The organism is Arachidicoccus rhizosphaerae, assembly GCF_900107765.1.
GTDB lineage: Bacteria > Bacteroidota > Bacteroidia > Chitinophagales > Chitinophagaceae > Arachidicoccus > Arachidicoccus rhizosphaerae.
This window is the reverse complement of sequence record NZ_FNQY01000001.1, coordinates 563,204-578,459: the sequence shown is the minus strand read 5'-3', so window position 1 is coordinate 578,459 and position 15,256 is coordinate 563,204. Positions and strand designations below refer to the sequence as shown.

The 15,256-nt window shown below is 42.6% G+C and carries 11 protein-coding genes; 1 reads left to right on the top strand and 10 read right to left on the bottom strand.

The annotated features are described in order from the left end of the window. Window positions 1–70 precede the first annotated feature (70 nt). Entirely contained in the window at window positions 71–241 is a 171-nt protein-coding gene (locus BLU80_RS19480) for a hypothetical protein (protein ID WP_170831113.1), read from the top strand. Between the two features lie 223 nt (window positions 242–464). Here the strand turns inward: BLU80_RS19480 and BLU80_RS02130 are convergent, their stop codons facing one another. From BLU80_RS02130 to BLU80_RS02085, 10 genes are all read right to left on the bottom strand, one after another. Continuing rightward, complete coding sequence (locus BLU80_RS02130) at window positions 465–2,036, bottom strand: retropepsin-like aspartic protease (RefSeq protein ID WP_091392666.1); 1,572 nt, start codon at window positions 2,034–2,036, stop codon at window positions 465–467. A 214-nt stretch (window positions 2,037–2,250) separates the two neighbouring features. Then, a complete protein-coding gene (locus BLU80_RS02125; protein WP_211481715.1) occupies window positions 2,251–3,642 on the bottom strand; it encodes a TlpA family protein disulfide reductase in 1,392 nt (463 codons plus the stop codon). 33 nt (window positions 3,643–3,675) lie between these two features. Continuing rightward, window positions 3,676–4,839, bottom strand: coding sequence for a thioredoxin family protein (locus BLU80_RS02120; protein ID WP_091392662.1), 1,164 nt, complete (start codon window positions 4,837–4,839; stop codon window positions 3,676–3,678). A 16-nt stretch (window positions 4,840–4,855) separates the two neighbouring features. Further along, window positions 4,856–6,373 (bottom strand): PKD-like family lipoprotein, encoded by a 1,518-nt coding sequence (locus tag BLU80_RS02115; RefSeq protein WP_091392659.1) that lies wholly within the window; start codon window positions 6,371–6,373, stop codon window positions 4,856–4,858. 18 nt (window positions 6,374–6,391) lie between these two features. After that, on the bottom strand, window positions 6,392–7,165 hold the full coding sequence (locus BLU80_RS02110) for a DUF4843 domain-containing protein (protein WP_091392656.1): 774 nt from the start codon (window positions 7,163–7,165) through the stop codon (window positions 6,392–6,394). 27 nt (window positions 7,166–7,192) lie between these two features. Beyond that, complete coding sequence (locus tag BLU80_RS02105; RefSeq protein WP_170831112.1) at window positions 7,193–8,650, bottom strand: RagB/SusD family nutrient uptake outer membrane protein; 1,458 nt, start codon at window positions 8,648–8,650, stop codon at window positions 7,193–7,195. A 10-nt stretch (window positions 8,651–8,660) separates the two neighbouring features. Further along, window positions 8,661–12,056 carry a SusC/RagA family TonB-linked outer membrane protein gene (locus tag BLU80_RS02100; RefSeq protein ID WP_170831111.1) on the bottom strand — a complete coding sequence of 1,132 codons (3,396 nt, stop codon included), beginning with the start codon at window positions 12,054–12,056 and terminating at the stop codon, window positions 8,661–8,663. A gap of 295 nt (window positions 12,057–12,351) precedes the next feature. Next, window positions 12,352–13,425: a FecR family protein gene (locus BLU80_RS02095; protein ID WP_170831110.1), complete on the bottom strand. Its 1,074-nt coding sequence runs from the start codon at window positions 13,423–13,425 to the stop codon at window positions 12,352–12,354. 192 nt (window positions 13,426–13,617) lie between these two features. Then, window positions 13,618–14,175, bottom strand: a complete 558-nt coding sequence (locus tag BLU80_RS02090) for an RNA polymerase sigma-70 factor (protein WP_091392647.1) — start codon at window positions 14,173–14,175, stop codon at window positions 13,618–13,620. 586 nt (window positions 14,176–14,761) lie between these two features. After that, the gene (locus BLU80_RS02085; RefSeq protein WP_091392644.1) at window positions 14,762–15,256 is read right to left on the bottom strand and encodes a YeeE/YedE family protein; all 495 of its coding nucleotides are present in this window, start codon (window positions 15,254–15,256) and stop codon (window positions 14,762–14,764) included.

Below are 15,256 nucleotides of genomic sequence, written 5' to 3'. Positions count from 1 at the left end.
TAATGCTTGAGATATTTACCATAGGTAAAAAACAAGAGTATCATGGAAGAACTATGTAACAAAAGACTTTGTGAGGGCTGAACTCAGTGAGATCAGCAGTGAAATGACCCAGATCCCGCTTGAAATGAGTCAACTCTCGGAGCATCTGACCCTGCAAACGAATGGCATGTTTTTCAAAACCGTACTCATGCTTTTAATTCTGATGATGATCATGATCATTGGATTGTGTTTCAAAAGATAGGATGTACAACAACACTTAAATCATAAACCGGGGACGCTTTATACAAATAAGCATCCCCGGTTTTATTATATTATTGGGTAGGCCGTGTAATCATCATGGAGTATCTTGGCGGTAAATAATAAAATGGCCGAATGAAATTCCAACCCACATTACAAGGCATACAGCTTTCTGGCGCATTATTTTTTACCCTTACGATCTCCTCTATTGCGCACTCCCCCCTTACCTAGATTTCCATTATCTGCATACCAGTCGCACCACCAGTGCTTTCAAATTTAATCGTCCACTTACTTGCCCCAGCCTCGCCAAGCAACTCCTTCAACTTTTCAGGATGATCCCTTAGCTGACTTACCCCGATATTATTGACAGACAAGATGCGTGCCCCCATAGGCAATCCGTTAGCAGGCGGCGCTATACCGACATAATTCTGGAAGCGCAGATCGCCTTTCACATCAAATCCAAATAACATATTTGAACGTGCAAAATCAGGGGGATAATGAAAACTTTTATTAGGGGTCAGCACAATCTGCTTTGCCTGTAAGTTGATTGTAAAATTATACCGACTGATCAACCGGGTTCCAATTGAGCCATCAAAGCCGGGATTCCAGGATTCACTCTGCCCTCCCCCACTCATAAGCGTCACAGATAACCCATTAAGCGCTGGCAGATTGCCAAACTGAAACTGCTCGGCCTGCCCTGTAAATGTCGGCGTCGTCATCCCGAGGCTGGTTGTTGTACCTGAATAGTCTGGTTTAAAACCATCCACCAGTAAGCGGTTATGGCGAACAAATGGTCTAAAACAAATCAACCCATAGCCGGCTCCCAAATCAAATACAAAATCCCCTTTGTACGTTTTCCCTTTTGTAACAGAAAGCTGGCCCGGGATGATAATGACACCGGAAGGCATCGTAACATCCACCACATGGCCTGTGGCCGCACTATTATTTTTTTCAGCGTAGTCTCCAAAATTATAGAAGGAGATCGTCTGCTTATCATAATTCACCTCCGTAATAAAAGCACGGGCAATTGTATTACCAATAATACCATCATAGGAATCTACCTTATTAAAAAAGGCAATGCTTTGATGAGCTAACGAGAGTCCCCCCAAATGCACCGTATTATCCCTGGATATCTCAATATCCATTTTCCCTCCCACAACAGAAGTAGATTGCTTCAGATCTGCTTTCAGGCCCAGGGAGTCGGCCAGCTTTTTGGATAAGGCCATGCCGTCAGCGCCGGTATCAAAGAGCAGCTTCAATACCCTATCACTGTTATTGAGTTTCACAAAGAGTACCACACTGCCATGGTCATCCGTTTCAAAAGGAACTTCAGCAACCAGCTCAGAATGCGCGGTACGGTCCATGCCATAGAGCCGATCAAACACATCAATAAAAAGAATTTGATTACTGTCATCCAGATGTATGTGTCCCAAAAGATCCTTTTGACCCTTTTTACTGAAAACGACCTGTAGTACATGCGGCTTATCCGTTTTATCTTTACGAACCCGGACCTGTTCATATTCAAATTTATCTGCTATATTTTTCAGACATCCAAAAGCCGATGGCATACTATAAGGCCCCACGGAAAAACCCGGCGATAGCACACTTTTTAAGGTGTCCGCATTATGTGCGTTCAGCATATTTTGCAAGGCCTGCTCTACTGTCTTGAGTGGGCTAGGCTGCCCCATAGCCCCAAAATGAAAAGTCAATAACATACATGGTATTAAAAACCATTTTACCGGAAAGCGTCCCGAAAAATCATTGACTCTTTTATAATTCCCTGTTTTACGTGTAAACATGTGTATTACTATATTGTATTCTGATTCGTATCCCGAAAAAATGACTAGGCTACCCCCCACCCTTATTATTTTAAATAAAAAAGCCGTCAAACTTTATTCCCAGGTAAACAGCGAACGCCGTTACAAAGGATTTACAGTAGTGACGGCAGGTACATGAGCCTTTTAATAACGCTAGTTATAGGGTGTAAGTGTAATTATAACCGCGATCCCTTGTTTACTCTTGCAAAGAGGCCTCCAGCATCTTTTTTAATTCAGGAGTAGAAGGTCTGGGTGCATCCACACTTACTATTTTTCCTTTTTTATCAAATACCATAAAACGTGGAATACCTTTTATCTGATAATATTTAGCCAGTCCTGACTGCTGATCCCAGCCACCGGCAAAGAGCTGCGTACCCCCTAACTTAGCAGTATCAATAAAATGCAGCCATTTTTGTTTGTCTTTCTCCACGTCAACAGAGATGCTGACAAACTGTACATCCTGGCCTTTCATCTCTTCTTCCAGTTGCTTCAGATAAGGGATTTCTGCTTTACAAGGTCCGCACCAGGTGGCCCATACGTCTACCATGACCACTTTGCCTTTCATATCGGCAAGACTGGTGGTGTCGCCATGATTATCCACATAAGAGAAATTAAATGCATCATCCCCTTTTTTATATTTCAGTAGGGGTGTAAGAATGGCTATCTGTTTCAGCTTCTGACTATCCGTTAAAATATAACTGCCATAGCTATCCATCAGGTCTTTATACTGGCCATAATCTCTAAGTGAGGCTGCTCTGCCAAGGACCATTTCTCCTCTTAAAGTATCATTGAGGATATAGGGTTCAAAAGCCTTGATCATATCGGTTCCCTGCCCAAAAGTGCCTCCGTTCATGCGGTATTTTATCTGTGCCATACCTTCCATGGTACGTACGCCCCAGGGGAAGGAATAAACAGGCTCGGTATGTGTAGTGATATCCGTTGGCTGAATCGTGGAATAATAAGAGCTGAACTCCTCAACGGACGGATGAGCAGAGCGCGGTGTATTTAAAAAATTGGTGGCGATCATCGTCATATACATCTTCATATATCCTGGCATTGCCTGATCAAATTTTGCATTGCCGGTCTTTTTACCATTCCACCAGTTTCCTGCTTTGGCGGCAGTTGCTTCCAGCTGTGGAAAGAAATCAACGTAAGTACTCATCGTTCCCATAAAATTGATGGATTTCTGATAAATCGTATCTATTACCTGATGCCAGCTGTATAGCGTCTTGTTCTCCTTCGTATTCTCTCCCGTTAATTTATAATCCCAGTCTGTCAGCTCTACCGAGAGGTTATCCCCTTCTTTAAAATAGAAGGCAAAGTTATAGTTGGGGGACAACTCATTGCCACGACCTAATACATAGAGTCCTTCATAGGAAGGAAAAAACATAAAACCAAATTTACCTTCCGGAGTCGGCGTTGTCTGCGCAATCTCAAAGCATTTTCCATTTACTACTTTAAAGAGTTTGACCTCGGCTGGTTTAAACCGGTCAAAATTCATCGTCCCCGTCACTGTGGCGGGCTTTTGCGCCATTACTGAGAGTGCTGCAAAGCATAGTGCTGCCACCCCTAAAATCTTTTTCATCATTTTTCTAAGGTTTTTTTAAATTTTTCAATTGTCTTAATTCTCCCTATGGATCTGATCGAGTATCTTTTGAGATCCGGATGGATCCCTGTTATTTTGTTTAGCTTTTGTGAGAGCCCAGCCTGCCAGGCGGCCTGCCTCTTCCTTTCTGTTTTCGGTGAGCAGAACACTGGCGGCTACCTCCAACGCATCCTGAGCGGAGTGTTGATTGAGTACTTTTGTGGCCCAGCTCAGATACAGGTCTTTTTGCGTTGCAGTTGCATTTGCTCCAGTTAAACGCATGCCCATATACCGGACTTTATTATCGTCGTCATTAAAATGAGTAGCTGCAAATTTAAAAAAGGCATCCAGATCCTTTAAATAATTCACATAATAGGATTCTGCGATATTCAATGTTACATAAGGCCAGTCAGCATCGTTGATATACTGCTTGATATGTCCAAGAAACGTATTTAACCACAACTCTTTGTCCTCACCGGTGCCATTGGCAAATTTATTTTGCAGCGAACGCATCAGCTGCACTTCGACAAGTCCTTTGCCGAAACTTTTTTCAAGCTGGTTGTAATTTTTCAGGACAAAATCCATCAGATCACTTGTCAGACCCCTTGTCATGAGCAGCGGCATGACAGCCTCTTCTTTAAAAGGAAATTCCAGCCCTTTTTTGTTGTCCGTTAAATAGCTTTCCAGCTGCTGCGGACTATAGGATTTACGCTCTTTAAAATATGCACTGTAGAATTCAGGATATGGAACATCCGGTACGTTGGAAAAGCCATTCAAAACAATTCCGGCCCTGGCTTTTCCGGCCGCCTTTCGAAGCAGCGATTCAAAAAGGTCTGCCTCTTTGTACCCGGAGAAATAATCAACCAGGTGTCCGTCACTGGTAAAGATCAGATAAGTAGGAAATCCTGTTATACCATATTTAATCTGTAACTGCTTTCCAAAATCTTCTTTTAAAATATCTGTTTTGACACCAACAAAGGCGCTGTCCATTAATTGACTGATAGCCGGATGTGGGAACACCTCATCATCCATTTGCTTACAGGGGTGACACCCTTCAAAATAGCAATCTATAATCACCATTTTATGCGCTGTGGTAGCTAAAGAAAAGAGGTCCTTCCAGTTAGTAGCCGTTGTAAATCTGTTTTGCGCCGTCAATGACAGTGTCATTAAACAGCTCAGTACTAATAACAACTTTTTCATTATCTCTGATAATAGATTAATAGTTATTTAAATAGGTATTTGAACCTGTACTTGGGGACACATATAAAACATCGCCTACTTCACCTGTTCCTTCCAGCGTGACCTCAGGGGTAGTCGCAAGGTTCCCGGATGACTTAGTAAACATGCGAACTTTATAGTTGCCAGCCTGTTTGGTTCCAATCATAATATAGTTATAAGCATATCCGGTTTCTTTATAAGCACGATGTCTTAAAAAAGTAATGTCTTCACCGGAAGGAGCCTCCCATTGCATTTTTTCAAAATCATTGGCCATATTATGTGACCAAACCTGGTTACCTACAACGAAATACACTATATTTTCTTCCGTATTCACGGCGAACCGTGTTGCAGTCTGCATGACAGCAGAGGCACTCACGGTATCATTGATGGCAGTGAAATTGCTGCCATTGGTAGCAACAGAGGAGACGATCAACAACGTCGGATTGGTCTTGTCTCTAAGTACCGCAATGCCTTCCAAGGGATAATTAGACCGGGTCCCCATATACAGACAGGTTTTGTTGGTATTTTGGGCTTCCATGGTCGTAGAGGAGGAATTTTTATAACTTGTCATCGTTGTACCACTCCCAGTGGCTGTGACAAAGGAACCGGACAATTCATCAAATAGTACGGGACCATCTGCCAGCCCACTACCAATATGATACTTTGAAAGTCTATAAGGAGTCGCCTCATCATCCATAATTTTTTCGGTTCCGAACTGTCCGGTATTGGCGCTCATAGAATAAATACTGGTCAACTGACCGTTATTGCTAAAATACAGCGCGGCACTAGCAGCGGAAACAAAGTCAGGTTGCTTAACAGAAGGTGCCTGATAGAATATACCATCCAGATCATGGATCTGGTCCAGGGAATTTATATCTACTACTGACATGCCTTTATCTGCAATAATGAACATGGATTTGGTATTGACAAAGGTCCCTGCTACCAGGACATCCGATTTATAGTCATTGTAGTAATTCAACAACATGGCTTTACCAGGTATCTTATGCCCGTTTACGGTGCTGAACACATTTTCTACTTTAGAATCCGGCACAATGGTCTCGGGTGTAAGGAATAAATCCAGATCCGTATTGGAGCCGTCATCCTTGGCCACATACCAGCCTCTGGTATAAGGTGTGACGACATTCAGGCTGGAAGTAAAAAATTGAGCATATCCGGTTTGGGTATTGGTCACTCTAAGCACCAGCACCCAGCCTTTAGCTGGCAACTGAACATTATAATTCAACTCCTTTGTACTCGCCAGCGTATCCAAAACAGGAGCATAACCCTGCACATTGGTCTCATAGATTCCCCACATGTATTCCAGCTCGCCTTCTTTATTGGAAGAAGCAACCGGATCGATCCGAAGGTTATCCATGCCGGATACGGCTGTAATGCTTGGCTCCAGGCCCGATACCGTAATCACTTCCGGCTGGGAGAAATTGTAATTGCTTTCGTCTTTCAGGCAGCCCGCAAGCAATAGAGATAAGCATAATATATAAAAGACTGACTTTTTCATTGTATAAAAAATTTTGGATTAAGGGAAGATTACCAGCTGACCATATTCATCTTTCAGAGGGTCACTTTTGTGTATGTTATTATACTTAATCAGGGCATTCTTACATACACCTTTCCAATAGGACAATAAGGCGTAATCTGCATAAATTTCTGTAATAAAATCATCATCCCATTTTTTGCCGGTGCTGTCAATCATGAACTTATGTTTGGTCACGCTGTAATCCCCGAAATAATATTTTGCGAAAGTAGCGTCCCAGCGTCCGGGCTGACTTAGACGGTCCGTAAATCCAATCTGACGCCATAGATTGTCCTGCTGGCCAACGGCAAAATCACCACCATCCACCACTTCAAATTTCAGTACCACACTTGTATCTTTTAAGGATGCATCTCTAAGCAGAATAATCGGTACTCTTTTATGAACGGAATCAGCAGGGATTACAAAATTCCTGATGGCATCCGGATTATCAAAGCCGACATAATGCTTATCCGGTTGGGCATTCATGAGGCCATCAACCTGAACCTGAGCTAACTTAAACTGCCGGTCTTTTTTACTGGTACCACCTACTGTATAGATATCAAAAAATACAGTATCCTGATGGATGGCTTCATCTTCATACACAAAGGTGAAGGACTTGACCGTATCAGCTAGTTCATAACCGGAGCGGTATTGGAAGCTGGGATCGGGGCCGAACTGGATCCTGCCGGTATCATTATACAGAAAATATTTGTCTTTCTGGCAGCCAGCCGTTGCAGCCAGTCCTGCTGCCAGAAATATATAGATCAGTTTTTTCATTGTAATACAGTTTTTTAAATGCTGTTTTTAGTTGACACTTTCATTTTTAGGCATAGGAATCAGATAATTCATTTCCTGAACCGTAGTGGGAGCAAAAATCACATCTGATTTAGGAGCATTTACCCGCTTATAGGCAAAAAACGCCTGACCTTCCGCGTAGAATTCCTTACGGTATTCTTTTAAAATCGCCTGTGTTTTCAGCGTCTGATCATCCGGCAATGCGGTTTGATCAAGGTTTCTGGATAACCGGAAGCTATCCCAGTACTGCTGAGCTGCGCCGACGGGCGCCGTTTCAGCCGCAATCAGATACATCTCACTGATGCGCAGCATGGGAATTTGTTTAAAATCAGCATTTAATGAAGTTGGACTTTCTACTACCTCATATTTCCTGATAACATAACATTTTGCCTGATTAGATAGCGTAATCACATTCCAGAGGCTGGTCTCTCTGATATCCGTACCCGTATTACCATATAATTGGGTGTTAATTACTGTGGCCGAGGTACTTTTTTTAAAAGAACCGCTCGCAAAATTATTGGTATACGTATCAAACATATCAAAATCGTAGAGACCGAAGATTTGTTCCGGAATCAGGCTGTAATCTTTGTCTGCAAAATCGGAAGACTGACCAAGTCTGAACTTCGGTGTTCCATCTTCATTTGTTGCATCAATAACTTCTTTAGCTGCCCCGTAGGCCTGATCTTTATCGCCATACCAAAGATTAGCGCGGGCTTCCAACGCTTTAATCGCATAATAGTTCATTCTGAGATACCGATATCCGACATAGTCATCAGTTGGATTAAAAGCCTTACCGACGCCCAGGTTTCTGAGTTCAGAAAGGGAATAGGTTAAAATGGGATCTACATTTTCAGACAAAGCTGCTGCATCTTTTAAATCCTGCATCAGAGCTGCTTTATACGCCTCGTAGCTGATATGATCATTGGGTTGATTACTCAGTTGTTTCACATAGGCCAGCTCATTTCCGTTTGAAGGATCAGTAGGTATGGGACCAAAGAGTCTGATTAAATCCAGATGGCAATATGCTCTCAGCGCCAGACATTCGGATTTAATCATTTCATACATACCCGGTGTAGTAAAAACAGATTTTTGCTGATCAATCTTATCTAAAATCGCATTAAGGCTTGCAATAACCTTGTACTCGGCGCCGAATATAGATGAAAGATTATTTTGTACGGTTTCATCATTATAATCGAACTCACCTATTTTTTTCTGCCAGGAACCGGCGTCAGTGTCCCAGCTGGAAACCAGGTATTCAATCGTGGAGTAGCTGAGTGCCCGGCCATAGACGGAACTGCCTTTCAGCTGAATATACACGCCGGTTAAAGCATCTTTAAAGCCGCTTTCCGTACTGAAAAGCACATCCTGAGGCATTTCTGTTTTAGGGTTGACCGTTAGAAATTTCTTACAGGAAACCCCTGATGTCATAACCAGTGCCAGGATTATTATATAACCAAACTTCTTCATTGTTTTCAATTTAAAAGGTCGCATTAAGAGTTAGAGAGAACATTCTGGAGAAAGGATAATCCAAACCTCTCTCCCTTCTGACGGTAGACAGATAGAAAGGATCAGCCATGTTAGCGGTAATGGATAACACTTCAAGCCCCAGCTTCCTGTACAGAGATTTGGAACGGATATCATACTGAACATTGATATTCTGACAGTTCAGCGTGTTCTCGTCCTGGACAAAACGGGATGTCTTATAGGTGGGGGTCGTGACAAGCAAGCCCTTAAAGGCGGCGATATCACCCGGTTTCTGCCAACGGTCATCATAAACCCGTTGATCGACATTGTATTTATAGCTGCCGGTCTCCACACGATCAATCAACGTCTGATTGTACTGCTGCCCACCCAATCGGTATCCGAAGGATACATTAACAGAAAGGTTTTTATATCGGACGAAAGTGCTGAAATTACCAAAAACCTTGGCCTCTGTGTTGCCAACCGCAACTACATCATCTCCGCTCCAGGTATAAGTAGAGGCGCCATCTTTAGTCAGATAAAGTTCTTTACCCGTACTCGGATCAATACCCAGGGATTTGACTACCCAGATGGCCGTGGTGGAATATCCTTCCATATACAACTGTCCGGGATTACCGGTGGCATTCTGGATGGATTTTTGCGCATCCTTAAGTGCCTGAGATGTTTCCAGTACTTTATTTAAATTTTGAACCGCAGCACCTGTAATGCTCCAGGTCAGCCCTTTTTCCGTATTATTCAGGATATAATAGGTTGCCTGGATTTCAAAACCTTTATTGCGCAGCTTACCAATATTATCAATATAGCTGGTAAATCCGTTAGATGCCGGTAAATTGACCGAGGATACCAGGTTATTCGTTGTTTCAATATAATAATCTGCCCGGATACTTAGCCTTCTGTTGAAAAATTCTGCATCCGTTCCTACATCGAATTTAGTCGCCTGCTGCCACTGAAGGTCAGGATTGCCCAGCCCTAACAGGTAAGCACCATTCCAGTTAAAATACCGGTCATCCGTATAATACTGGTAGGTGGACAAGGACTGATAGGAAGAGAAATTCTGCGAACCTGTAATCCCTACGGAGCCTCTGAGTTTCAAGCGATTGACAACGGAGCTGCTTTTAAGAAAATTCTCATTGTGCATATTCCAGCCAATACCGGTGGACCAGAACGGAGCAAATTTGCGGTCTGAACCGAACTGCGAGGAACCGTCCATGCGGAATGACCCGTCTACAAAATACCGGTTATCATAAATATAATTGATATTGCCAGTCAATCCGACGCTTCTGGTCAGGCTCTCTGATCCGGAAGGTTTACCCCCTTTGGCATATTGCAGTGCCATGGAAATAAAATCAAAATTAGGATTAGAGAAACCCTCGGCTTTAAAACCATAATATGAATTCTGTGCCTGACGGACATTATAATCCATACCTGCAAACAAGGTATGTTTGCTGGCAAAAACTTTGGTATAACTTAGGTTTATGGAACCATCATAACGCAGCGCGTTTGTAATGCCATAACTATAATCTCCCTTGCGGAAAATGTCAACATCCGAATAATTTGCAAATGCTGTATTTTCTGCAGAGCGGAAAACATCGCTCTGATTCACATCTTTGGTAATGCCAAACTGAGCAGCTGCGGTCAGATTCTTAAATAAAATCCATTCCAGCCTAGTCTGGTTAATAATCTCTGAAGTGGATGTTTTATCAAATCCGTTAAGCGTCGCGTTATATAGTGGATTGGTCGGAAGTGAACTCCACCTGCCGGTATAATCATAATTACCGGGATCTCCCAAAAACTTGTTGACATTGCCTAAGGAGTCGTACGGTGCCCAATAGGGATTGAGCTGTACATAGTCCCCAAAGGAGCCATAGGGAGAATTTCTCGTACTCCCCTGCGTGATCATCAAGTTATTTTTGATACGTACATTCTTATAGGTATAGGCCAGAGAAATCGTCCCATTGAAAGTCCTTCTGTAAGACCCTTTCATGACGCCTTCAATATCATTATATCCCACGGTGGCCGAATAACGGAAGGAATTATCACCACCCTCCATACGGATGTTATGCCGCTGACCGATACCGTTTCTCAGCGGGATGGCCATCCAGTCGGTATTCACCCCACGGTTGACCTGATTCAGCAGATAGTTATAATAGCGTTTTAATGGCAGGTCACTTTCTGCACGTGCATTATTATAATAACCGGCTTTATATTCCAAATCAAGCTTGTCCCGGGCGTTAAGCAGGTGATAGCTGGAGAGATCCGGCAGTTCTGCAGTCAGATCAGCCCGGTAGCTCACCCGCAACTTGCCAGGCTTAGGAGCGCGGGTCGTGATCACCACAACGCCGTTAGAGCCTCTGGAACCATAGATCGCGGTGGCAGAAGCATCTTTTAATATGGTGATGGTTTCTACATCATTGCTGTTGATATCCAGTAATTTTTCAAGCGTAGACTCAAAGCCATCCAGGATAATCAGGGGCGTATTAAGCGCCACGCGTGTCTGATCCTGCAGCTGATCTACGTTCGGCAGACTGGAATTACCGCGGATTTGTATTTCCGGCAAATGGTTCGGATCTGAACCAAAGCTGTTATTGTCGACAATATTGAAGGCCGGATCGATGTTACGTAATGAGGTGATCAGGTTGCGGTTACCAAAACGTTGCAGTTCCTCTCTGGTGACGGTGGTAGAAGCGCCGGTAAAACTCTTATCTGCCTTGGCAAAGATACCGGTAGAGATCTTGACATCTTCCAGGGAAGATTCAGTAGGTGTAATGACAACGGTAAAATGCGCTTCATCCTCCTTTAAATCCTGTTCCACCGTCTTTTGTACATAACCCACATACACAATGGTGAAATTGTATCTTCCTTTGGCCAGTTTCATGGTAAAACTGCCGGTATTATCTGTAAATGCATGTGTCTTTTGAGACCTGCTGGAAAAATTCCCGCGAGAGAAGCGCTCAGCAATCACCGTAGCGCCTACAATAGGCTGTCCCTGCTCATTTAGGACAGTCGCGTTCAGGTTAACGCTGAGCATTCCAGTATCGCGACGCACCAGGACCGCATAAACCGGCGCAACAGTATCTGTTCTTTTTACGATGACGATATTGTCTGCATTCTGCATGTAATTCAGATGCCGGGTGGCAAGTATATCATTTAGTACCCTGGCCAGGGACTCCTTTAAGGCCATATAGGTCACGGGAGGTACCTGAGAAATATCGGCATCCTTGTAGGCAAAATTAAAACCTGAAATCGTCCCTAATTGTTTAAAAACCTGCTTTAAAGGTGCATGGTTAAATCGAACGGTAATATTTTTTTCGTCCACACGCTGACCCTTGCTGTTATTTGCATAGGTCACAAAAAACAGCAGCATCATAACGGACATAATGGTAAAACGCATGAGCCATTTTCTTTTGGAAGGGGGAAAGAATCGCACAGCAAAAAGTGCTTCGCAAATTTTGCGAATCGCTGAGAATTGCATAACTTTATACAGTTTTTTTAGTTCAAGAATCGGATTAAATAAGCTTAACGCCGTTGCAGGTAGCCGCCTGTAACGGTTTTTTTTTGAGGCTCCATTTACTTCATTACCTTAGACCTTTCATTCTTATCAATTTTATTCGTTTTTTAGTTCATAATTGTTTTGCCAGCTTGGGCACCTCGATGTTTTCAATAATTCGTGGTTTTATAAAATTTTCTTATTCAATAATATATTTCTGATCCACTATTTGCAGCCGGCTGCCTGTCAACATACATAAGGTTTTCAGGATTTTTTCGATACCGTCTGCCCTGTTGAAAGTAGTGGTGATCACTTCTCCGGACAGCTGTTTATTTTTAAGATCAATCTGAATATTATATACTCTTTCCAGATCATGGAGCACATCTAAAAGCTCGGAGGCATCATACGACAATTTACCTTCGGTCCATGAGGCAATATTTTCTTTTTTTACCGCCTGGACAACCGGTTGGATGTCATGGTTTTCCTCCATTTTAATCTGCTGACCTACGGTAAGTGTGGCGAGCGATTTTTCATCCTTACTGACTCTAACCTTGCCCCTTTTAACCGAAACCGAAAATGCTTTACTTCCATAAGCCTTAATGTCAAAGGCAGTACCCAAAACGGTGGTCGTGAAATTATTAGGCATATGAATAATAAAAGGCACTTTATCCGCATGCTTCACGTCAAAGAACGCCTCCCCTTTCAGAAAAACAACTCTTTTGTCGCTGTCAAACTGATCTGGAATAATCAGTGAGCTTTCTGCGTTCAGCCAGACCTCGGTACCATCGGGCAAAATCAGATGTTTTTGTTCCGCCCTCGTGGTCTGTTGATTCTTGTAAGGCCCCTTAGGCAGCTTATCCGCCTGGACCTTGGCTGTTAAGTCTGCCCCTTGCACCAGGCGCCTACTCGTATGCTGCCATACATAAGCGCCGCCGGCAGCAATAAGCAGGCAGGCAGCAGCCACGGCTGCGTAAAGGCGGTAACGACGACCTTTTCTGGCATTTGGAAATGCCATCTCTGTCCCCTCCCTTGTTTCACCCAGGAGCTGGTCATTCACGGGTAAATCCTGGTGAATATCCAAGCCGTCCATCTGCTCTCCCGCTTCCGAATCTGTAAAAGAACGATCAATATCCTGATACACTTTTTTCAACATGGATCTGAAAGCAGTTTCATGTTCATTTCGCTGCAATATCTCCATTAACTGATCCAGTTCCTGTTGACTACAGGTACCATTCAAGAACTTTTGAAATAATATCTTAGCTGTTTGTTCCATTTGTTCCATTGTTCATATGACGAGTAAGGTGTTAAAAACTACTAGTCAAAATAAAAAAAATTAAAAAATAAATAACAAAGGACGAATATATACAATAACTATCTATTTATCTGTCAGATACAGATAAAGTATTATATGCATAACAAAAAAGAATAATTGTTCTTGTTGTTTGGGGGATATAAAAGGAGGATTTTAAAAGAAGATCCAGCTCGTCATATTCTGACGAACATACAGGCCGATTTGCTTAAAGGCTTCAGAGAGATGATTGCGTACCGTATGCGGAGAGATCTGCAGTTCCTCGGCAATCTGGGCCTGCTTTTTCCCTTCCCTTTTGCTGAGCTGATAGACCCTTCTTCGCTGCTCCGGTAAACGCAGGATTGCTTTTTCTATAATGGCATTGTACTCTCTGTCAATCATGGTATGACTGTGATCGCGCGTGGTTTCCTGCATTCTTTGCCAGAGTTCCTGTCTGGCTCTTTTCTCAACAGCAGCGTGGCGCAGGTAATCATACACCTGATTTTCAGCTAACTTATAAAGATATGCGTTCAGGTTCTGAATGCCGGCAACTTTTTCTCTGATGGACCAGAGTTTTAAAAAGACTTCCTGAACGATATCCTGAGCCAGTTGTTCAGAGCGTAATGTCCGAACGACAAATATAAACAGACGACGTTCATATTCTCTGAAAATTTCAGAGAACAGTTCCTCTTCTTTATCATTAAATTGTTCAAATATTGCCGGCTCCTGACTCATCAACGGAAGAATTCTCAGGATGTTATTAACATTACTTCAGATGCAAAATAGTTAAAACAATCTAAATTGGTGGTAATTATTTTTCAATTTGAAGACATATTTTGCATTACTTAATAAAAAATCTGATGTAAAATTTTCAGTATCAAAAGACTAGTCCTGCAAAAAATTACGAAAATTTTTCTTGTCTAGCTAACCCTTCTGTTATTATCCGGCCATAATGAACACTTGTTCGGACTTTTAAAGCCTGCAGCAAAATAGGTCTTTATAAATCCTATTGCACCTCTTATAAAAACAGGTGTTGCAACCTGTGCTCCTTCCTTCAAAGAAAATATCGGGACAATTACCGCTATATCTGCACTCAGCCCATAAGGCGTTTTCTAAAAAGGCCCCATACGTCCCTGCAATTAAAAAAAGATAAATGGCGAATTTTTTAGACTAAGGGAGTGAAAAAGAGACCTGCTTGTGGAATTTTTTAGATTAAAACCGGTTTTTGGGCGAATTTTTTAGATTAAGCGGAAAATCTTTTGTTCAGCAATTGATTTATTTTATACCCGGTCACTTCCTACATATGTCCCTTCCCTATATTCTAATGCGGAAGTTTTCCTTTAAAATAACCATATACCCAGGTTCCCAGTATAGCACTTAAAAGCGTTACGATAACAACCGTGGCCCCTGTGCCGATCTGCGCAAAAAGCGGTCCCGGACAGGCCCCTGTAATCGCCCAGCCAAATCCAAAAATAAGTCCGCCAAATATCTGCCCCTTATTGAAGGTTTTGGGCGCAATTTTAATGGGCTGTCCGTCCATGGTTTTAATATTGAACTTCTTTATCAGCCATACAGAAACAATGCCTACGACTACAGCGCTGCCGATTACCCCATACATATGAAATGCCTGTAAACGAAACATCTCCTGAATCCTAAACCAGCTGATGACTTCGGATTTAACCAGTATTATTCCAAACAGGATCCCGACCAACAGGTATTTTACATAGCTGTACCAGGTGTCCGCATACAATTTTTCCTGGATAGATTCAGGTTGCTCCAATTGCCCCTGAACGCTTTTATGATGATCCGGTAACAT